The sequence below is a fragment of the Pseudomonas donghuensis genome, from assembly GCF_000696345.2.
Classification (GTDB): domain Bacteria; phylum Pseudomonadota; class Gammaproteobacteria; order Pseudomonadales; family Pseudomonadaceae; genus Aquipseudomonas; species Aquipseudomonas donghuensis.
The window spans coordinates 5,049,728-5,070,336 of sequence record NZ_CP071706.1 but is presented as its reverse complement, the minus strand read 5'-3'; the positions used below and the strand labels follow the sequence as shown (position 1 = coordinate 5,070,336).

The 20,609-nt window shown below is 63.2% G+C and carries 19 protein-coding genes; 7 read left to right on the top strand and 12 right to left on the bottom strand.

Annotation, left to right across the window (positions count from 1 at the left end; genetic code table 11):
* Positions 1 to 21 precede the first annotated feature (21 nt).
* Entirely contained in the window at positions 22 to 2,628 is a 2,607-nt protein-coding gene (gene leuS / locus BV82_RS23530) for a leucine--tRNA ligase (RefSeq protein WP_010222909.1), read from the bottom strand.
* A gap of 240 nt (positions 2,629 to 2,868) precedes the next feature.
* On the opposite strand from leuS, the gene BV82_RS23525 reads away from it, so the two are divergent.
* Positions 2,869 to 3,183: a hypothetical protein gene (locus tag BV82_RS23525; protein ID WP_010222910.1), complete on the top strand. Its 315-nt coding sequence runs from the start codon at positions 2,869 to 2,871 to the stop codon at positions 3,181 to 3,183.
* A 124-nt stretch (positions 3,184 to 3,307) separates the two neighbouring features.
* The gene (locus BV82_RS23520) at positions 3,308 to 4,069 is read left to right on the top strand and encodes a YdcF family protein (protein ID WP_010222911.1); all 762 of its coding nucleotides are present in this window, start codon (positions 3,308 to 3,310) and stop codon (positions 4,067 to 4,069) included.
* Here BV82_RS23520 and lnt read toward each other — a convergent pair.
* From lnt to miaB, 5 genes are all read right to left on the bottom strand, one after another.
* On the bottom strand, positions 4,066 to 5,583 hold the full coding sequence (gene lnt / locus BV82_RS23515) for an apolipoprotein N-acyltransferase (RefSeq protein WP_036996973.1): 1,518 nt from the start codon (positions 5,581 to 5,583) through the stop codon (positions 4,066 to 4,068). The genes BV82_RS23520 and lnt overlap by 4 nt on opposite strands.
* Positions 5,584 to 5,591: 8 nt before the next feature.
* Positions 5,592 to 6,431 carry an HlyC/CorC family transporter gene (locus BV82_RS23510; protein ID WP_010222913.1) on the bottom strand — a complete coding sequence of 280 codons (840 nt, stop codon included), beginning with the start codon at positions 6,429 to 6,431 and terminating at the stop codon, positions 5,592 to 5,594.
* Between the two features lie 28 nt (positions 6,432 to 6,459).
* Complete coding sequence (gene ybeY / locus BV82_RS23505; RefSeq protein ID WP_036996971.1) at positions 6,460 to 6,933, bottom strand: rRNA maturation RNase YbeY; 474 nt, start codon at positions 6,931 to 6,933, stop codon at positions 6,460 to 6,462.
* Positions 6,926 to 7,927: a PhoH family protein gene (locus tag BV82_RS23500; protein ID WP_010222915.1), complete on the bottom strand. Its 1,002-nt coding sequence runs from the start codon at positions 7,925 to 7,927 to the stop codon at positions 6,926 to 6,928. The genes ybeY and BV82_RS23500 overlap by 8 nt, the downstream gene beginning before the upstream one ends.
* A gap of 123 nt (positions 7,928 to 8,050) precedes the next feature.
* On the bottom strand, positions 8,051 to 9,379 hold the full coding sequence (gene miaB, locus BV82_RS23495; protein WP_010222916.1) for a tRNA (N6-isopentenyl adenosine(37)-C2)-methylthiotransferase MiaB: 1,329 nt from the start codon (positions 9,377 to 9,379) through the stop codon (positions 8,051 to 8,053).
* 130 nt (positions 9,380 to 9,509) lie between these two features.
* On the opposite strand from miaB, the gene BV82_RS23490 reads away from it, so the two are divergent.
* On the top strand, positions 9,510 to 9,836 hold the full coding sequence (locus BV82_RS23490) for a DUF1820 family protein (RefSeq protein WP_010222917.1): 327 nt from the start codon (positions 9,510 to 9,512) through the stop codon (positions 9,834 to 9,836).
* A gap of 9 nt (positions 9,837 to 9,845) precedes the next feature.
* On the opposite strand, the gene BV82_RS23485 is transcribed toward BV82_RS23490, so the two are convergent.
* The 4 genes from BV82_RS23485 to BV82_RS23470 form a co-directional block, all read right to left on the bottom strand.
* On the bottom strand, positions 9,846 to 10,394 hold the full coding sequence (locus BV82_RS23485) for a tetratricopeptide repeat protein (protein WP_010222918.1): 549 nt from the start codon (positions 10,392 to 10,394) through the stop codon (positions 9,846 to 9,848).
* 181 nt (positions 10,395 to 10,575) lie between these two features.
* Entirely contained in the window at positions 10,576 to 11,856 is a 1,281-nt protein-coding gene (gene hemL, locus BV82_RS23480; protein ID WP_010222919.1) for a glutamate-1-semialdehyde 2,1-aminomutase, read from the bottom strand.
* A 15-nt stretch (positions 11,857 to 11,871) separates the two neighbouring features.
* Positions 11,872 to 12,498 carry a thiamine phosphate synthase gene (gene thiE / locus BV82_RS23475; RefSeq protein WP_036996970.1) on the bottom strand — a complete coding sequence of 209 codons (627 nt, stop codon included), beginning with the start codon at positions 12,496 to 12,498 and terminating at the stop codon, positions 11,872 to 11,874.
* A 21-nt stretch (positions 12,499 to 12,519) separates the two neighbouring features.
* Positions 12,520 to 13,317, bottom strand: coding sequence for a hydroxymethylpyrimidine/phosphomethylpyrimidine kinase (locus BV82_RS23470; RefSeq protein ID WP_036996969.1), 798 nt, complete (start codon positions 13,315 to 13,317; stop codon positions 12,520 to 12,522).
* Between the two features lie 263 nt (positions 13,318 to 13,580).
* On the opposite strand from BV82_RS23470, the gene BV82_RS23465 reads away from it, so the two are divergent.
* The 4 genes from BV82_RS23465 to BV82_RS23450 all read left to right on the top strand — a co-directional run bounded on the left by BV82_RS23465 (position 13,581) and on the right by BV82_RS23450 (position 19,482).
* Positions 13,581 to 15,572 (top strand): sensor histidine kinase, encoded by a 1,992-nt coding sequence (locus BV82_RS23465; protein WP_036996968.1) that lies wholly within the window; start codon positions 13,581 to 13,583, stop codon positions 15,570 to 15,572.
* An 83-nt stretch (positions 15,573 to 15,655) separates the two neighbouring features.
* Positions 15,656 to 17,308: an acyl-CoA dehydrogenase family protein gene (locus tag BV82_RS23460; protein ID WP_036996966.1), complete on the top strand. Its 1,653-nt coding sequence runs from the start codon at positions 15,656 to 15,658 to the stop codon at positions 17,306 to 17,308.
* Positions 17,309 to 17,340: 32 nt separating this feature from the next.
* Positions 17,341 to 18,846, top strand: coding sequence for an AMP nucleosidase (gene amn / locus BV82_RS23455; RefSeq protein ID WP_374045233.1), 1,506 nt, complete (start codon positions 17,341 to 17,343; stop codon positions 18,844 to 18,846).
* 69 nt (positions 18,847 to 18,915) lie between these two features.
* Positions 18,916 to 19,482, top strand: coding sequence for a pseudouridine synthase (locus BV82_RS23450; RefSeq protein ID WP_174242340.1), 567 nt, complete (start codon positions 18,916 to 18,918; stop codon positions 19,480 to 19,482).
* Here BV82_RS23450 and BV82_RS23445 read toward each other — a convergent pair.
* Positions 19,479 to 19,682 carry a DUF2788 domain-containing protein gene (locus tag BV82_RS23445; protein WP_010222926.1) on the bottom strand — a complete coding sequence of 68 codons (204 nt, stop codon included), beginning with the start codon at positions 19,680 to 19,682 and terminating at the stop codon, positions 19,479 to 19,481. The two genes, BV82_RS23450 and BV82_RS23445, sit on opposite strands and share 4 nt — an antisense overlap.
* A 55-nt stretch (positions 19,683 to 19,737) precedes the next feature.
* On the bottom strand, positions 19,738 to 20,214 hold the full coding sequence (locus BV82_RS23440) for an Lrp/AsnC family transcriptional regulator (RefSeq protein WP_010222927.1): 477 nt from the start codon (positions 20,212 to 20,214) through the stop codon (positions 19,738 to 19,740).
* Positions 20,215 to 20,609 lie beyond the last annotated feature (395 nt).

Genomic DNA, 20,609 nt, shown 5'->3' with positions numbered 1-20,609 from the left:
TTGGCGGGCCGGCGTTTCCTGTCAGTTGGCGACGATGTTGACCAGCTTGCCCGGTACCACGATGACCTTGCGGATGCTCAGGCCTTCGGTGAAGCGCAGCACGTTCTCGTTGCTGCGCGCAGCGGCTTCGACGTCCTCGCGGCTGGCTGCGGCCGGCATTTCGATCTGGCCACGCAGCTTGCCGTTGACCTGGATGACCAGGACGATGCTGTCCTGGACCAGGGCGCTTTCGTCCAGTACCGGCCAAGGCGCGTCGATAACGGCGCCCTGGTGACCCAGTTGCTGCCACAGCTCATGGCTGATGTGCGGGGTGATCGGCGCCAGCAGCAGGGTGACCGCTTCCAGGCCTTCGTGCAGCAGGGCGCGGTCCTGTTCGCTGGCTTGCGGGGCTTTTTCCAGTACGTTCATCACGGTCATCACCTGGGCGATGGCGGTGTTGAACTTGTGGTACTGGCCGACATCGGTGCTGGCCTGCTTGATGGCAGCGTGGATGGCGCGGCGGATCACTTTCTGTGCGTCATCGAGGCTGGCGACATCCAGCTTGCCCGGCAGGCCCTGGGCCACGTGGGCCTGAGCCAGGCGCCAGACGCGGCGCAGGAAGCGGTTGGCACCTTCGACACCAGAGTCGGACCATTCCAGGCTCATGTCGGGCGGCGAGGCGAACATCATGAACAGGCGGCAGGTGTCGGCGCCGTAGGCTTCGATCATTGCCTGCGGGTCGACGCCGTTGTTCTTGGACTTGGACATCTTCTCGGTGCCGCCGATCTCGACCGGCAGGCCGTCGGTCTTCAGCGTGGCGCCGATGATCTTGGCCTTGGCATCGCGCTCGATTTCGACGTCGGCCGGGTTGAACCAGTCCTTGCCGCCGTTGCTGGCAACGCGGTAGTAGGTTTCGGCGACGACCATGCCCTGGGTCAGCAGGTTCTTGAACGGCTCGTTGGAGGTGACCAGGCCTTCGTCGCGCATCAGCTTGTGGAAGAAACGCGCGTACAACAGGTGCAGGATCGCGTGTTCGATACCACCGATGTACTGATCTACCGGCAGCCAGTGGTTGGCCGCTTTCGGGTCGACCATGCCGCCTTCGTAGTTAGGCGAGGCGTAGCGGGCGAAGTACCAGGACGACTCGACGAAGGTGTCCATGGTGTCGGTTTCGCGCTTGGCCGCCGTGCCGCATTTCGGGCATTCGCATTCGTAGAACTCGGGCATGCGTGCCAGTGGCGAACCGGCGCCATCGGGTACTACGTTTTCCGGCAAGGTGACCGGCAGTTGGTCTTCCGGTACCGGCACATCGCCACAAGCTGGGCAGTGGATGATCGGGATCGGGCAACCCCAGTAGCGCTGACGGCTGATGCCCCAGTCGCGCAGGCGGAACTGGGTGCGGGACTTACCCAGCTCTTTCTTGATCAGTGCCACTTCGATGGCGTCGAAGGCACCCTGGAAGTCCAGGCCGTCGAACTCACCGGAGTTGATCAGCTGGCCGTGCTCGCCGTAGGCGGCCAGCCACTCGCTGCCGACTTCATCGCCAGCGCTGGTACGGATCACAGCCTTGACCGGCAGGTTGTACTTGTGGGCGAACTCGAAATCGCGCTCGTCGTGGGCCGGGACAGCCATGACCGCGCCGTCGCCGTAGTGCATCAGCACGTAGTTGGCGACCCACACCGGCAGTTTTTCGCCGGTCAGCGGGTGCTCGACGAACAGCGAGGTGGCCAGGCCTTTTTTCTCCTGGGTCGCGATGTCGGCTTCGGCGACGCTGCCGCTCTTGCACTCATCGATGAAGGCTTGCAGCTCGGGGTTGCCCTGGGCGGCCTGGGTGGCCAGTGGGTGCTCGGCGGCAACGGCCACGTAGGTGGCGCCCATCAGGGTGTCCGGACGGGTGGTGAAGACTTTCAGGGCCCCGGCGTGGCCGATGCTGGCCTGATCGTAGGGGAACTGCACTTCCATGCCACGGGACTTGCCGATCCAGTTGCGCTGCATGGTCTTGACCTGCTCAGGCCAGCCCGGCAGATCGTCGAGGCTTTCCAGCAGCTCGTCGGCGTAGTCGGTGATCTTGAAGTAGTACATCGGGATTTCGCGCTTCTCGATCAGCGCGCCCGAACGCCAGCCGCGACCGTCGATGACTTGCTCGTTGGCAAGGACGGTCTGGTCGGCCGGGTCCCAGTTCACGGTACCGTTTTTGCGGTAGATCACGCCTTTTTCGAACAGGCGGGTGAACAGCCACTGTTCCCAGCGGTAGTAGTCGGGCTTGCAGGTGGTGACTTCACGCGACCAATCGAACGCCAGGCCCAGGCTCTTGAGCTGGGTCTTCATGTACTCGATGTTTTCGTAGGTCCACTTGGCCGGGGCGACGTTGTTCTTCATCGCGGCGTTTTCCGCCGGCATGCCAAAGGCGTCCCAGCCCATTGGCTGCAGGACGTTCTTGCCGAGCATGCGCTGGTAACGGGCGATCACGTCACCAATGGTGTAGTTGCGCACGTGGCCCATATGTAGCTTGCCGCTTGGGTACGGGAACATCGATAGGCAGTAGTACGTGTCCTTGCCTGGCTGTTCACTGACTTCAAAAGACTTTCGCTCATCCCAGTAAGACTGGGCGGCGGCTTCGATTTCGCGGGGCTGATAGAGTTCGTGCATGGCTACTTTGCGCTGAGAAATGGGAGACCTTATCCAGGCAGCGATCAAACCGCTGCATCGGCAATCCGGTGTCAAGTATGGTGAACGCCCTAGCATACATGACCCCTGTCCACCGAGGGAAACCCTGATTGCACCGCCTGTGGCGCAGCGGGCCGTTGGTCGCGGCGTCCGGCTGCTTTTGCGAGTAACGCTAAGCTCATGTGTGGGGGGAGATATATTTATCTTCAATGAGGTGAACGGATGGGAGAGTCGCAGCAACAAGCAACGAAACCGGAGCTTTACGAACGGCTGATCGACCGTCTGGGCCTGGCCCTCGAGGTCGCTAGAACCTCCGTTCGATTACGCGATGAAGTGCCTGCTGAATTGGAGTTGCGTGGTCTGAGCCGCGCTGAATTCGAAGTGATCAAGGCCTATCTGGAATCCCTTCCGGAGGGCGGGCATGGACGCGTCGGCGCATTGCCACAACCGGAGACGCCGACTTCGGCCAGAATCGTCTGGCTCAAGGATAAGCGCTCCGCTACCACAGCAAAGTCCAGGACGCTGCAATTCAAGTAGCCGTTCGGGTTTTTCCGGCGCAAAGCGGAGTGCGCCACCGAGTCAAAAACTTCACTGATCGGCACCTGACTATTGTTGCCAGGTGCCGATCCTCTTAGGCTGCGCACCTCCAAGGAGGTGTCCCGTGCCGATTCGTTATCTCATCAAACAAATGATCATGCCGCCTGGCGTGCTGTTTCTGCTGCTGCTGGGCGCCTGGTGGCTGCGCAAATCCTGGCCGCGCTTGTCGAGGCTGTGTTTCGTCCTGGGTTTGGGCGGGTTGTGGCTGATGAGCCTGCCGGTCGTGGTGGAACAGGCTGCCCGGCAACTGGAAACCGAGCCGGCGCTGGCCACCAGCCAATGGGCAGGGCTGGCCGAGCATGCCGATGCCATTGTCATTCTTGGCGCTGGTCGCGAACGCGGTGATCCGGCCTGGGATTCGCAGGATCAACCCACGGGCGTGGCCATGGAACGCATGCGCTACGCGGCGCAGTTGGCCAAGGCTTCGGGCTTGCCGGTACTGACCAGCGGCGGCCTGCACTACGGTACGCCGCCCAGCGAAGCGCAGTTGATGGCCGATTCCCTCCAGCGTGACCTGGGCGTGAGCGTACGCTGGAAAGAGGAGCGCAGCCGCACCACGTGGGAAAACGCGCAGATGAGCGCCGAGCTGTTGCAGCCCCTGGGGATCAAGCGCGTGGTGGTGGTGACCCAGGCCTGGCACATGCAGCGCTCGCGCTGGAGCTTCGAGCAGGCGGGTTTTGACGTAGTGACGGCGCCGGTGGGCTTTCTTGGTCGTGACCATGCCCGACCATTCGGTGGCTGGCTGCCGGAGGGCAAGTCGCTGTGGCAGAGCGGCCAACTGCTCAACGAGGCAGTCGGCCTGCTCGGCTACAAAGTGTTCTACTAGACGGTCTTGGCCATCCGGCTGGCCAGCAGGGCCCAGCCCAGCAGCAGCGCGCAGAGGATCAGCAGTGGCCAGGAGCGCCATTGCAGGTACGGGGTGAGCTGCTGCATCGGCACTACCTCACCGTAGAGGATGCCGCGTTCGAACTGCGGGATCTGCGCAGTGATGCGGCCGAACGGGTCGATCAGGCCGGTGACGCCGTTGTTGGTGGCGCGGATCATCCAGCGTCCGGCTTCCAGGGCGCGCATCTGCGCCATCTGCAGGTGCTGCAGGGGGCCGATCGAGGTACCGAACCAGGTGTCGTTGCTGATGGTCAGGAGAATGTCGCTGCGCGCCGCCAGGCTCGCCGCAAATTCCGGATAGACCACTTCGTAGCAGATGTACGGCGCGATCTGATAGCCCTTGGCCTGCAACAGCGGCTGGTCGGCCGGCCCGCGGGCAAAGTCCGACATCGGCAGGTCGAAGAAGGCAATCAGGCCACGGAGCATGTCCTGCAATGGCACGTACTCGCCAAACGGCACCAGTTTCTGCTTCAGGTAAGTGCCATCACCTTCGCCGGTCACGGTGATGCCGTTGTAATAGCGGCGTTGCTGGTGCACCACTTCGCGCACCGGCACGCCGGTGATCAAGGCCGTATTACGCTCGGCGGCGAAGTTGCCCATCATGTCCAGGTAGCCCTGGGCCTGATCCTTGAGGACCGGTACCGCGGTTTCTGGCCACACCAGCAGGTCGACCGGTTTGGAGCTGAAGCTCATGTCGCGGTACAGGGCCAACTGGGCGTTGACGTGTTCCGGGTTCCATTTCAGCTCCTGCTCGACGTTGCCTTGCAGGGCGGCGACGCTCAGCGGCTTGCCGGAAGGGCTGGTCCAGGCGTGGTTCTTCAGTGCCAGGCCGATCGCCCAGGGCGCCAGCAACAGCACGACGGCCACAGCCAGGAACGACTTGCGTGCCCGCAAGCGCGGCAGGTTGCACACCAGTGCCGCGCACAGGGCCAGGCAGAACGAAATCAGCCACATGCCACCCAGCGGCGCCAGGCCCGAGAGCGGCCCGTCAAGCTGGCTGTAACCGGAGTACAGCCAGGGAAACCCGGTGAGGAACCAGCCGCGGAAGGCTTCCTGGCCGACCCACAACGCTGCGAAGCACAGGGCATCGGCCAGCGGCGCCTCGTTGCGCCGCAACCAGCGCGCCCAAAGCCAGGCGGGCAGGGCGAAGAACCAGGCAATGGCGGCAAAGAACGCCAGCAACAAGCCGGTAGCCAGCAACGGCGTGGCACCGCCATAGGTGTTGATACTGACGTAGATCCAGCTGGTGCCGGCGGCGTACAGGCCAAAGCCGAAGCACCAGCCGCGGCCCAGGGCCTGGCGTGGGCTGAGCTCGCGCAGGCCGAGGTAGAACAGGCCGGCCGCGAGCAAGGCCAGCGGCCAGATGTCGAACGGCGCCAGGGCCAGGGTGGTGATTGCACCGGCCGCCACGGCCAGCAGGTTACCGGGCCAGCCGGGGCGGGTGATCCAGCGCATGGGTGTCCTTAACGGGTGATAGGGGTTAGACGCAGCAGGTGAATCCGGCGGCTGTCGGCATTGAGGATGCGGAAACGGTACGGGCCGATCTCGGTGGTCTCGTTACGCTTGGGCAGGTGGCCGAAGGCACTCATGACCAGGCCGCCGACAGTGTCGAACTCGTCGTCGGAGAACTGGCTGTCGAAGAACTCGTTGAAGTTCTCGATCGGCGTCAGCGCCTTGATCAGGAAGTCGCCACTGGGCAGCGGCTTGATGTAGCTGTCTTCCTCGACGTCATGCTCGTCTTCGATGTCGCCGACGATCTGCTCGAGTACGTCTTCGATGGTCACCAGACCCGCCACGCCGCCGTATTCGTCAATGACGATGGCCATGTGGTTATGGTTGGCGCGAAATTCACGCAGCAGCACGTTCAGGCGCTTGGACTCGGGCACGAACGTGGCCGGGCGCAGCAGGTCCTTGATGTTGAAACTGTCGCCGTTCTCCTTGAGGATCAGCGGCAGCAGGTCCTTGGCCAGCAGCACGCCGAGCACGTCGTCGTGGCTTTCGCCAACGACCGGGTAGCGCGAGTGCGCGGCATCGATCACCGCCGGCAGGAACTCACGCGGCGACTGGGTCGCCTTGATGCTCATCATCTGCGAGCGCGGCACCATGATGTCGCGCACTTGCAGGTCGGCGACCTGGATGGCGCCCTCGACAATGGTCAGCGCCTCGCTGTCGAGCAGCTTGTTCTGATGGGCTTCGCGCAGCAGCTCAAGCAGCTCCTGACGGTTTTTCGGCTCGTGGGCAAAAGCCTGGGTCAGTTTGCCCAGCCAGGACTTTTGCCCGTTGCTCGATCGATCTTCGCTCATGGCGGTTACTCGTGATCCTTTGCAGATATCAGTGTTGAATGTCGTCGTGTTCGTCGTCGGCGTACGGGTCCGGATGACCCAGTTCGGCAAGCAACGTTCGTTCCAGTGCTTCCATTTCCTCGGCCTCATCGTCGTCGATGTGGTCGTAGCCCAGCAGGTGCAGGCAGCCGTGGATCACCAGGTGCGCCCAATGGGCCTCCAGCGCCTTGCCCTGTTCGGCGGCTTCGCGCTCGACCACGGCGATGCAGATCACCAGGTCGCCCAACAGCGGGATGTCGAGCAGTTCATCAGGCACGTCGGCCGGGAAGGACAGCACGTTGGTGGCGTAGTCTTTGCTCCGCCAGGTGCGATTCAGTTCGCGGCCTTCGGCTTCATCGACCAGGCGAATGGTCAGCTCCGAGTCGGCCGTGCGCTGGCGCAAAGCCAGCTCACACCATTGGCGGAACTGTTGCTCGGTCGGGTGTGGTGCATTACTTGCCAGTTGCAGATCGAGCTCAAGCATCGCGTTGTTTGCCTTCGGTCGGGTTCTGCTGCTGGCTGTCGAAGCGCTCGTAAGCCTCGACAATGCGCTGCACCAACGGGTGGCGGACCACGTCCTTGGGCAGGAAGTGCGTGAAGCTGATGCCCGGCACGCCCTTGAGCACCTCGATAACGTGGGCCAGGCCCGACTTGGTGCCGCGTGGCAGGTCGACCTGGGTGATGTCACCGGTGATCACGGCGGTGGAACCAAAACCGATACGGGTGAGGAACATCTTCATCTGCTCGACCGTGGTGTTCTGGCTCTCATCGAGGATGATGAAGCTGTTGTTCAGGGTGCGGCCACGCATGTAGGCCAGCGGGGCGATCTCGATCACCTGGCGCTCGATCAGCTTGGCCACGTGCTCGAAGCCGAGCATCTCGTACAGGGCGTCGTAGAGCGGGCGCAGGTACGGGTCGATCTTTTGTGCCAGGTCGCCGGGCAGGAAGCCGAGCTTTTCGCCCGCCTCGACCGCCGGACGTACCAGCAGGATGCGCCGCACCTGTTCACGCTCCAGGGCGTCAACCGCGCAGGCCACGGCCAGGTAGGTCTTGCCGGTACCGGCCGGGCCGATGCCGAAGTTGATGTCGTTGCCGAGAATTTCCTTCACATAGCGCTGCTGGTTCAGCCCGCGTGGACGAATCATGCCCTTGCGCGTGCGCAGGGAAACACTGACTTCGTTGACAGCCGGGTTTTCCAGCTCTTCGACGGCCGATTCCTGCAGGTACAGGTGGACCATTTCCGGCGACAGCTCGGTGGCCTTGGCCTCGCGATAGAGGCGGCGCAGCAGTTGTTCGGCAGAGGAGGTGTGTTTGGGTTCGCCGATCAGTTCGAACTGATTGCCGCGGTTGCGGATTTCGATGGCCAGGCGCTGTTCGATCAGGCGCAGATGCTCGTCGAACTGCCCGCACAGGTTGGCGAAGCGGTGGGCCTCGAAGGGCTCGAGGATGAAACGATGTGGTTCGATAGGTGCGTTCAAGGTCGTTTTTCAGCCGCCCAACGGCAAAGGATATGGTCTCAAGGATAACCCTAGCCGCTGCAGGGCGAAAGCGCTGAAACGATCAAGGGTCGCCGGGCCTGTAACAAGGCCCGGCAGGTCAGCTCAATGGGCCAGCGAGCCGAACAGCGAGTGCGGGCGCGCATCGTCGATATGGATGTCGACGAACTGGCCGATCAGCTTCGGATTGTCGCAGCGAAAGTTGACGATACGGTTATTCTCGGTGCGCCCCTGCAACTGGCCGGGGTCGCGGCGCGAGTAGTCGGTGACGAGAATGCGCTGAACGGTACCGACCATTTGTCGGCTGATCTCGAAGCCCTGGGTGTCGAGGCGATGTTGCAGGGCCTTGAGGCGCTCCTTTTTCAGCTCTTCCGGGGTTTCGTCCGGCAGGTCCGAGGCCGGGGTGCCCGGGCGCTGGCTGTAGACGAACGAGTAGGAGAAGTCGAAACCGACGTCGGCCACCAGCTTCATGGTTTGCTCGAAGTCTTTCTCGGTTTCGCCGGGGAAGCCGACGATGAAGTCCGAACTGATGCAGATGCCCGGCACTGCGGCCTTGAGTTTGCGCAGCTTGGACTTGTATTCGAGGATGGTGTGGTTGCGCTTCATCGCCGCCAGCACCCGGTCGGAGCCCGACTGCACCGGCAGGTGCAGGTGCTTGACCAGCTCCGGCACTTCGGCGTGGGCCTGGATCAGGCTGTCGGAAAACTCCAGCGGGTGCGAGGTGGTGTAGCGAATGCGATCGATGCCATCCACCGCCGCCACCACGCGGATCAGCTCGGCCAGGTCCGCCAGGCGCCCGTCGTGGGTCTGGCCACGGTAGCCGTTGACGTTCTGACCCAGCAGGGTGATTTCACGTACACCGTTTTCGGCCAGGTGGATGACTTCGGCCAGCACATCGTCGAACGGTCGGCTGACTTCCTCGCCACGGGTGTAGGGCACCACGCAGAAGGTGCAGTACTTGCTGCAGCCTTCCATCACCGAAACATAGGCGCTGGGGCCATCGATGCGCGGCTCGGGCAGGTGGTCGAATTTTTCGATTTCCGGGAACGACACGTCGACCTGGGGCAGGCGCGTGGTGCGCGCGGCGTCGATCATTTCCGGCAGGCGGTGCAGGGTCTGCGGGCCGAAGACCACGTCGACGTAAGGCGCGCGCTTGCGGATCGACTCGCCTTCCTGGCTGGCCACGCAGCCACCGACGGCGATCACCATGTCCGGGTTCAGGTCTTTGAGTTCACGCCAGCGGCCCAGCTGGGAATACACCCGGTCCTGGGCGCGCTCGCGGATCGAGCAGGTGTTGAGCAGGATGACGTCGGCGTCTTCGGCGCGGGCCGTGACTTCAAGGGCTTGATGTTCACCCAGCAGATCGACCATGCGCGAGCTGTCGTACTCGTTCATCTGGCAACCGTGGGTTTCGATGTAAAGCTTCTTGGCCATGGGAGATCATCTGGTAATTCGAAGAACCGCACATTATAAGGGCCCGGGGCCGTGGATCCTAGCATTGTCGGCCTGGTGCCTATGTTATAGTTTGCGACTTCTTTACCACCCGTGATTGTCCCCGCCCAAAATGACCAAACGCGAAGCTCCGATCTACAAAGTGATCTTTCTCAACCAGGGCCAGGTGTACGAGATGTATGCCAAGCAGATCTATCAAAGCGATCTGTGGGGCTTTCTTGAAGTTGAAGAGTTTGTCTTTGGCGAGCGCACCCAGGTGGTGGTCGATCCGAGCGAAGAAAAGCTCAAGGCCCAGTTCGAAGGCGTGGTGCGCAGCTTTGTGCCGATGCACTCGATCGTGCGCATCGATGAGGTCGAGCGTCTGGGCACGCCAAAGATCAGCGAGGCGCGCGGTACTGGCAATGTAATGCCGTTCCCGATGCCAATGCCGGAAAAGTAAGTACGGGTTTCAGGGCAGCGGCGAGAAGGGCGTGCGACCGTCGACGGTCTGTAGCTCCAGCAGGTATTTGCGAAAGATCTGCCCCAGCACCTGGGTCGCGATTTCCAGCTCGTCGCGCGGCATCTTGGCAGACACCTCGTCAGCCATGTCCAGTGCATCCTCGGCACCATTGACCGCTGCCATCTTCAGCAGGATGTAGGCCTGCACATTGTTGGCCGCCACACCTTCACCCTTGTAGAACATGGTGCCCAGACGGTATTGCGCCTCGGCGTGGCCTTGCAGCGAGGCTTGCTCGAAGTAGCTCAGGGCCTGGTTGAGGTCGCGTGGGGTGTTGGTGCCTTCGTAGTAGAACTCACCCAACTCGTACTGGGCTTGTGCATCCCCGGACTTGGCCGCGTCCTGGCAGGCAGCGAGCGCTTGCGGCAGGTCTTCGGGCTGGGAATCGAGGGTGCAGCGGCCCGTCGCCGGAATCAGCAACGAGTTACCGCCTGCTGTGGCCAGCAGGGGCTGAAGAAGCAACAGGCAGCCCAGGGCGAGGGCGCGGCCGGTGCGGTTCATGGGGATCGACTTACCTCTGCAAAGCTGCGGCCAAAGTGTCTGGTGGCACATTATGGGATAAGCAGCGCCTACCTTACAAAGTCTTTACTCGATTTTCTGCTTCCAAGGCACCATCGCGGGGCAAGCCCGCTCCCACAATGATCACTGTGGGAGCGGGCTTGCCCCGCGATGGCTGCAAAAATCAGAGCTTGGCGAACGCTCGCTCAGCCGCATCCAGGGTGATCTGCAGCTCGGTTTCACCGTGGGCAATCGAGGTAAAGCCCGCTTCGAAGGCGCTTGGCGCCAGGTACACGCCGCCTTCGAGCATCAGGTGGAAGAAGCGCTTGAAGCGCTCGGCATCGCTGGCCATGACGTCATCGAAGGTGACGATGTCGTCGGCACCGCTGAAGTACAGGCCAAACATGCCGCCGGCCTGGGTGGTGACGAACGGGATGCCGGCGGCATCGGCGCGCTGTTGCAGGCCATCGAGCAGGCGGCTGGTGAAGGCGCTCAGTTCGTCATGAAAGCCTGGGCGGCTGATCAGTTTGAGGGTGGTCAGGCCAGCGGCCATGGCCAGCGGGTTGCCCGACAGGGTGCCGGCCTGGTAGACCGGGCCCAGCGGCGCGATCTGTTCCATGATCTTGCGCTTGCCACCGAAGCAGCCCACCGGCATGCCGCCACCGACGATCTTGCCGAAGGTCGAGAGGTCCGGGGTCACCCCGTAATGAGCCTGGGCGCCGCCCAGGGCGACGCGGAAACCGGTCATCACTTCGTCGAAGATCAACACCACGCCATGCTTGTCGCACAACGCGCGCAGGCCTTCGAGGAAGCCTGGCGCCGGCGGCACGCAGTTCATGTTGCCGGCGACCGGCTCGACGATGATGCAGGCGACGTCCTGGCCGACGTCAGCGAGCATCTTCTCGACCGCGTCGATGTCGTTGAACGGCAGGGTCAGGGTGTGTTTGGCAAAGGCTGCCGGCACCCCGGCGGAGCTCGGTACGCCTTGCGTCAGCAGGCCGGAGCCGGCTTTGACCAGCAGGCTGTCGGAGTGGCCGTGGTAGCAGCCTTCGAATTTGATGATGCTGTCGCGGCCGGTGTAGCCACGGGCCAGGCGGATGGCGCTCATGGTCGCTTCGGTGCCGGAGCTGACCATGCGCACCATCTCCATCGACGGCACGATCGAGCAGACCAGGTCGGCCATTTCGGTTTCCATGGCGGTTGGCGCGCCATAGGACAGGCCGTGCTCCAGCTGCTTGCGCACCGACTCCAGTACATCCGGGTGGCTGTGGCCGAGGATCATCGGGCCCCAGGAACCGACGTAGTCCACGTAGCGCTTGTCGTCTTCGTCAGTGACATAGGCACCGGCGGCGTGCTTGAAGAACAGCGGCGTGCCGCCAACGCTCTTGAACGCCCGTACCGGCGAGTTGACGCCACCGGGGATGTGTTTCTGGGCGTTGGCAAACAGGGTTTCGGAACGAGACATGATGGGCTCTCTCAATCAGGCAGAAGCGAACAGGGCGTTGAAGGCGCGGGCACGGCGGGTGACTTCCTGCGTGCTGTCGGCGCCGAACAGGCCGTGAATCACCGCCAGCAGGTCGGCGCCGTGGACGACCAGCGGGGCGGCGTTGTCGAGGGTGATGCCGCCGATCGCGCAGATCGGCAGCTTGATACGGTTGCGCGCGTGTTCCAGCAGGGCGGTATCGGCGGCGGGCGCGCCTGGTTTGGTGACCGAATTGAAGAAGCGGCCGAAGGCGACGTAGCTGGCGCCTTCACGGGCGGCCTGCTCGGCCAGCTCCAGTTGGGCGTGGCACGTTGAGCCGATGATGGCGTTGCGCCCGAGCAGGGTGCGGGCCGGGGTCAACGGCCCGTCGGTCTGGCCCAGGTGGACGCCGACGCCCAGGCGTGCAGCCAGTTCGGCGTCGTCGTTGATGATCAGCTGGGTCTTGTAGCGTGCACACAGCTCGGCCAGGCTCTGGGCCTCGCGTAGGCGGCGGGACGCGTCCTGGCTCTTGTCGCGGTATTGCAGCAAGGTCACGCCGCCTTCCAGGGCCGCTTCGACATAGGGCAGAAACTTGCCGGCCAGCAACTGGCTGTCAGTGATGGCATACAGGCCGCGTAACTTCATGGTGTAGACCTCAAGCGAAGATCAGGAACAGAAATCCAGTGGCAGGCGGCGTGGCACGTACTGGCCTTTGCCCAGTTGCTCGGCATCGCGCAGGGTGCGCCAGGTGTAGTCCAGGGCTGTGCGCACGGCGCTCTGCAGTTGTTCGCCAAGGGCCAGGCGGCCGGCCAGGGCACTGGCCAGGGTGCAGCCGGAGCCGTGATAGCTGCCGGGCAGGCGCTGGCAGGTCCAGGTGTGACGCTGGCCGTCGCGGCTGTACAGGCGGTTGTGGATTTCGTGTTCGTCGCCGTGACCGCCGGTGATCAGCAGGTGTCTGACAAACGGCAGGAGCTTTTCTGCGCATTCATCGGCGCTGCCTTCGGGCAGTTCGGCCAGGATGCGTGCTTCGGGAAGGTTCGGGGTAGCGATGGTTGCCAGTGGCAACAGGCGCTCGCGCATGGCGTAGCCGACTTCATCCTTGCCCAGGCGGCCACCGCCGCCTGCGCGCAGGACCGGGTCGCAGACCAGCGGCAGATGCGGATGGGCATTGAGCAGTTCGACCACGGTGTCGACCATTTCGATTGAGCCGAGCATGCCCAGCTTGACGGCCGCTACCGTCGAATCGGCAAGCACGGCATTGGCCTGGGCCAGTACCCACTCGCGGTCGAGGACGCGGAAGTCGCTGACATTGACGGTATCCTGGACGGTCAGGGCGGTCACGGCCGGAGCGGCATGACAGCCTTGCGCGATCAGGGCTTCGATATCTGCCTGCAAGCCGGCGCCGCCACTGGGGTCGTGGCCGGAGAGACAGAGGACAACGGGGCGGGAGCTGTAGGTATTCATGGTGCGCGAGCTTATCACCAAACGCTTTTGCTGGGTCCGCCCCGGCGCTGGGGATTTTTCAACGGGCGTTTGAAAGGTCCTGCGATAATCGCTGAAAGTGCCGTTCTAGAGCCTTTGGCGTAAAGTTTTCAGTGGCATCTGGCAGGCTCGGAAAGCTATGCTAGAGTGCTCGAATAAACCGATAACGGTTACTGCCGGATCACGTCGCCTCAAACGGACAGGAGGCTACGCGACGCGACCGGGACAGACCATGCTGGGGCTGTATGCGCTATTTGCTGATTGTTGTGCTGGGCTGGCTGCCGTTGCTGGCCACGGCGGTCGATTTCGACGACTCCACCCGCAGCTTGCCGCTGGGGCAGGTGATGCAAGTGTTCGAAGACCGCGATGGCAACGCCAGCATTGCGCAGGTCAGTGCGCCGTCATTCAGCGAGCATTTTCGCCCGCACCGGGCCGAAGTCCTCAACGCCGGCTATTCCAGTTCGGTGTTCTGGCTGAAAATCCAGCTGCGCTACACCGCCTTGCCATCGGCAGCCCCCCGCGCCTGGTTGCTGGAGCTGGCCTATCCGCCACTCGATCACCTTGAACTCTACCTGCCGGACGCCAGCGGTACCTTTCGCCTGGCCCAACGCACCGGCGACGCCCTGCCTTATGCCAGTCGGCAAATCAAACAGAACAACTACCTCTTCGAACTACCCTTTGCCCCCGGCCAGACGACCACGGCCTATCTACGCTTGCACAGCCAGGGCTCAGTGCAGGCGCCGTTGACCCTGTGGTCGGCGCAGGCCTACATGGAGGCGCAACCGACCCGCCTGTATGTGCTGGGCCTGATCTACGGCGTGTTGCTGGGGATGCTGGTCTACAACCTGTTCATCTACCTCAGCGTGCGCGATACCAGTTACCTGTATTACATCCTCTATATCGCCTCGTTCGGTCTGTACCAGGTCTCGGTCAACGGCGCCGGCGTGGCCTATTTCTGGCCGGACAGCCCCTGGTGGGCCAACGCCGCCACACCGATGTTCATTGGTGCGGCGGGCCTGTTCGGTTGCCAGTTTGCCCGCAGCTTCCTGCAGGTACGCAATCACAGCCGTGCCTTCGACGCCGTGCTCAAGGTGCTGATGGGCTGTGGTGCGCTGGCGATGCTGCTGTCGCTGACCAGTAGCTACGGCGTAGCCCTGCGCCTGGCCACGGCGTTGGCGCTGCTGTTCACCGTGTGTATCTTCGCCGCCGGGATTTTCGCCTGGCACCGCGGTTTGCGCGTGGCCCGCTACTTCATCATTGCCTGGTCGGCGTTCTTGCTCGGCGGCCTGGTCAATACCCTGATGGTGCTGGGCTATTTGCCGAACGTGTTCCTGACCATGTACGCCAGCCAGATCGGTTCGGCGCTGGAGGTCGGCCTGTTGTCCCTGGCGCTGGCCGACCGCATCAACAGCATGCGTGACGAGCAGGCCCGGACGCTGCGCGAAACCGGCCGCACCCTGGAGCAGCTCAACATCCAGTTGGCCAACAGTAACCGCCTGAAAGACCAGTTCCTGGCCACCGTCACCCACGAGCTGCGCACGCCGATGAATGGCGTGATCGGTTCGCTGGAGCTGATGCAGACCATGCCGCTGGACGGCGAGCTGGCCCAGTACCAGCACACCGCCAGTTCCGCAGCCCAGGACATGATGGGCATGGTCGATGACATCCTCATCCTCACCGAGCTGCAGGCCGGCCGCCTGAGTGCTCAGAACGCCCCGTTCAGCCTGCGCTCGCTGCTGCAGGAGGTGCGCGCCGAACATGCCGCTGCTGCCATGGCCAAGGGCTTGTACCTGAGCCTGGATACCCCGGCGGAACTGCCCGATGTGCTGATCGGCGACCGGCACAAGCTGGCCATGTGCCTGGGGTACTTGATGGATAACGGCATCAAGTTCACTCACCAGGGCGGGGTCATGTTGCAGGTACGCGGTGCCCGCCTGGGCCCGGATCAACTGCGCTTGAGCATCAGTGTCAGCGACAGCGGCATCGGTTTCGATTGCCTTGATGAAGCCACGCTGTATCAGCGCTTCTTCCAGGTCGATGGCTCGATGACTCGAGCTCACGGCGGCCTGGGCATTGGCCTGGCGATTTGCCGGCAGTTGGCCGAGCTGATCGGCGCGCGCCTGCAGCACGAGTCCAATCCGGGGCTGGGCAGCCGCTTCGAGCTGAGCCTGAGCGTGCCCTTGAGCCCGCCCCAGGTGCAGTTGGGCATGGCCCGGCCAGGGCTAAATCACGGCTAGTTAGGCGTTTTTGTCACTTTGACAGGGGGGCGGGGCGTGATTCACTGAAATTTCAGATACGCCAGGATCCAGGAGGCCCCTCGATGAACCTGCACCAGTACGCTGAAACCCATGAGGTCACCAACCAGCCGCCGTCCCTGGATGGCGCCAACCTGTACCGCATCGATCTGCCGCTGCAGGAATGGTCGCGGCGCTACGGTGCAGGCTGGGCACAGGACCGCATCGACGCGTACGGCGCCCTGGCCGGCGGGCCGCTGATGGCCGCAGGCTTTCTGGCCAACCAGTACAAGCCGCAGTTCAGCAGCCATGATCGCTACGGCCATCGCATCGACCTGGTGGAGTTTCATCCGGCCTATCACGAGCTGATGCGCACGGCCGTCGAGCATGGCCTGCCCTCGTTGCCCTGGGCCAACCCGCGTGAGGGCGCCCATGTCGCCCGCGCCTCGATGACCTACCTGCACAGCCAGGCCGAAGCCGGCAGTGGCTGCCCGCTGACCATGACCTTCGCCGCCGTGCCGGCGCTCAAGCTGCAGCCGGAACTGGCCAAGTACTGGTTACCCAAGGTCCTGGCAACGGAATACGACCCGCGTAACATTGGCGATCGCCATAAGGCCGGGGTGACCCTGGGCATGGCCATGACCGAGAAGCAGGGCGGCACCGATGTGCGCGCCAATACCACACGTGCCTATCCGGTCGGTGCGCCAGGCCCGGGCCGGGCTTATGAACTGGTCGGGCACAAGTGGTTCTGCTCGGCGCCCATGTGCGATGCCTTTCTGACCCTGGCCCAGACCGACAAGGGCCTCAGCTGTTTCCTGCTGCCGCGTCACCGCCCGGATGACAGCCGCAACCAGTTCTATATCCAGCGCCTGAAGAACAAGCTCGGCAACTGCTCCAATGCTTCCAGCGAAGTCGAGTTCCGTGGCGCCCTGGCCTGGATGATCGGTGAGGAAGGCCGTGGGGTGCCGACCATCATCGAAATGGTCGCCATGACCCGCTTCGACTGCATGGTCGGCTCCAGTGCCCTGATGCGCCAGGCCCTGACCCAGGCCGCTCACCACTGCGCCCATCGCCAGGTCGGTGGGCGGCTGTTGGCCGAGCAGCCATTGATGCAGAACGTGCTGGCCGATCTGGCCCTGGAAAGCGAAGCGGCGCTGGCCTTGAGCCTGCGCATGGGCCATGCCCTCGACCAGCCGGATGATCCGCACCAGGCGCGTTTTGCCCGGCTGATCACCGCCGTGGGCAAGTACTGGATCTGCAAACGGGCACCGGCGATGATCAATGAGGCGGCCGAATGCATGGGCGGTGCCGGTTATGTCGAAGACAGCATCCTGCCGCGGCTGTACCGCGAGGCTCCGGTCAACTCGACCTGGGAAGGCTCGGGCAACGTCCAGTGCCTGGACGTATTGCGCGCCTTGTCCAAGGAGCCCGGCGTACTCGACACACTGTTTGCCGAGCTCGGTGATGGCCATGGCGATCCGCGCCTGGCTGCACATATCGGCAACCTCAAGGTGGCGTTTGCCGACACCGCTGACATCCAGTACCGCGCCCGCCAGCTCACGGAAGACATTGCCGTCGGCCTGCAGGCCAAGTTGCTGCTCGAAGCCGGTAACGCGGTGGTCAGCGATGCCTTTATCGCCAGCCGCCTGAGAGGCAGCGGCCGGGTATACGGCGTGCTGCCCCGTGGCATTGATGTCGCGGCGCTGGTGCAACGCTCGACCCCGAATTGGCCGCTCTAACGTGCGTGCCTTTGCCGACGGATGTAGGCAAGATGGGGGCATGCATGTCAGACAGGAAGTACATTGTGAGCCGTACTGATGAAGCCTTCGTTGTCGTAGAAACCGCCGAGCAGGCCGTCGACCGCCTGGCGGCCCTGCACGAACAAGCCACCGCGGCCTTGAGCCAGGCGCTCAAGCGCTACCTCAAGGACCGCACCGAGCCGGATGCCGAGGAGCGGGCACTGTTCCGCTACCCCGAACTGCGCCTGACCTACCAATACCATGGCGAAGTGCCGGCGATTACCCGCGCTTACGCCAAGGTTCAGCTACCCGGCACCTACAGCGTTACCGTGACGCAGCCGGCGGCGTTCCGTGGTTACCTGCTCGAGCAGCTCAAGCCGCTGATGCGTGACTTCACTGTCACGGTTGAAGTGGGCGTCAGCCAGCAGAACATTCCTTACCCTTATGTGGTCGAGCAGGGCGACGAGCTGGCCGGTACCGGCATCACTGCCGCGGCGCTGGCGCGGGTGTTCCCCAGCACCGACCTGTCCGCCGCCACCGACGGCATTGCCGACGGCCTGTACGACTGGGCCAACGTCGACCCACTGCCGCTGGCACTGTTCGACGCCGCGCGGGTGGACTTCTCCCTGCGCCGCCTGGTGCATTACACCGGCAGCGACTGGCGCCATGTGCAGCCGTGGATCCTGCTGACCAACTATCACCGTTATGTCGACCAGTTCATCACCCACGGTCTTGAGCAACTGCGTAATGATCCGCGCTTCGTGCGCATGGTCTTGCCGGGCAATGTGATCATCGAAAAGGCCATGGACAACGGCGAAGCCCAGGCCCTGGTCGCCGGGGTGGTCTGGCACCGTTACCAGATGCCGGCCTATCACCTGATCGCCGCCGATGGCGACGGTATCACCCTGGTCAACATCGGCGTCGGCCCGTCCAACGCCAAGAACATCACCGACCACCTGGCGGTGCTGCGCCCGCACTGCTGGCTGATGATCGGCCACTGCGGTGGCCTGCGCCAATCGCAGACCATTGGCGATTACGTGCTGGCCCACGCCTATATGCGCCGCGATGGGATTCTCGACCGGGTGGTCCCCCCGAACATTCCGATTCCGGCCCTGGCCGAAGTGCAACTGGCGTTGCAGGAGGCGGCGGCGCAGGTTACCGGCGAACGCGGCGACGAGCTGAAAAAGCGCCTGCGTACCGGCACCGTGCTGACCTACGACGACCGCAACTGGGAGCTGCGCTGGGCCCAGGAACGACCGTTGATCAACCTGTCGCGGGCAGTGGCGGTGGACATGGAAAGCGGCACCATCGCCGCCCAGGGCTATCGCTTGCGGGTCCCGTACGGCACCTTGTTGTGCGTTTCCGACAAACCGCTGCACAGCGAGATCAAACTGCCGGGGGCGGCCAACGCCTTCTACAACCGGGCGGTCAGCCAGCACTTGAACATCGGTATCGCCGCCCTCGACCTGCTGCGTACCGAGCTCAACTCGTTGCACTCGCGTAAACTGCGCAGTTTTGACGAGCCGCCGTTCCGCTGAGGCCCCATGCCGTTACCCCCACGCACCAAGCCGCGGCGTCCCGCGGCCAAGCCCGCCGGTCCGCGTCGCCTGCCCAAGGCGCCGCCGGCCGAGCCGCGGTTGATCCTGTTCAACAAGCCCTTTGACGTGCTGACCCAGTTCAGCGACGGCGAAGGGCGCGCGACCCTCAAGGACTTCATCGCCATCCCCGGCATCTACCCGGCCGGGCGCCTGGACCGTGACAGCGAGGGCCTGCTGCTGTTGACCAACGATGGCCAGTTGCAGGCGCGGATTGCCGACCCCAAGCACAAGTTGGCGAAAACCTATTGGGTACAAGTGGAGGGGGAACCGAGCGCGGAGCAGTTGCAGCGTCTGCGCGAGGGTGTCGAGCTCAACGACGGCCCGACCTTGCCGGCCCAGGCCCGCCAGCTCGACGAGCCCGACCTTTGGCCACGCAACCCGCCAGTACGCTTTCGCAAGAGCATACCGACCAGTTGGCTGGAGCTGGTGATCAAGGAAGGGCGCAACCGTCAGGTGCGGCGCATGACCGCTGCCGTCGGCTTGCCGACCCTGCGCCTGGTGCGCGTACGGATCGGCGACTGGAGCCTGGATGGCCTTGATCAAGGCCAGTGGCGGGAAGTGCCGGCCAAGCTTTAAACGCCTTCGATAAAGCCGATCACCACGCTTTTGATGATGAAGGCGAGGATGCCCAGGCCCAGCACGAAAAACAGGATGAAGGTGCCGAACTTGCCGGCTTTGGATTTTTTCGCCAGGTCCCAGACGATAAAACCCATGAAACCAATGAGGATGGTGACCAGGATGGTCATCATCCACTCTTCGAACAACGCAGGATCCATCGATACTCTCCGGCAGGTTGAGGCGCGCGATTATACGCCCCAGTTGCCAGCCTGACTAACGCAGGTGCGTGAGCGGCAGTTCGGTGCTGGCCAGTACCTGGTTGAGGACGAAGCTGGAGCGCACGCTGGTTACGCCTTCAATGCGCGTCAGGTGGCCGAGCAGCAGTTGCTGGTAATGGTCCATGTCGGGCACTACGACTTTTAGCTGGTAGTCGGCATCCATCCCGGTGACCAGGCTGCATTCGAGTACTTGCGGCAGGCTGCGGATCGCTGCCTCGAAGGTCTCGAAGCGCTCGGGGGTGTGGCGGTCCATGCCGATCAGTACGTAGGCGGTCAGGCTCAGGCCGAGCTTCTTGCGATCGAGCAGGGCGACCTGGCGGGCAATGTAGCCGTCGTCTTCCAGTTGCTTGACCCGGCGCGAGCAGGGCGAAGGCGACAGGCCGATGCGTTCGGCCAGTTCCTGGTTGGAGATACGCGCATCGCGCTGCAATTCGGCAAGAATGCTCAGGTCATAGCGGTCAAGCTTGCTCATGGGGTTGGCCTTTTCTGTTTCGATTGCGTCGAATTATCAATCTTTAGGCAAAAATTGCGCAAGTGATATTTAATTGAGCAATCTTAGCAATCCTCTGTCGCTGCCTTCGCCGTATTCTTATCACCAGAATCACTGCCCGGACATCAGTCCAGTGCGGCGGGCCTAATCAGGCCAGCCGCGGCCAGCAACCCCACCCGGTTGTGCTCGGCCCCCGGGCTACACACTGTCCACAAGACGGCGTGAGGTGAGCCGGTGTCACAAGCGCCGAGCACGGACAAAATTCTCAAAGGGAGACCCCAGGGTCTCCCTTTTTTATTGCCTGGCAAATTTCATCTGGCGGCCGATACCCCGTAGCAGACGGCCTGATAAAGTAATCCAGGCCCCTTGTTATCGGT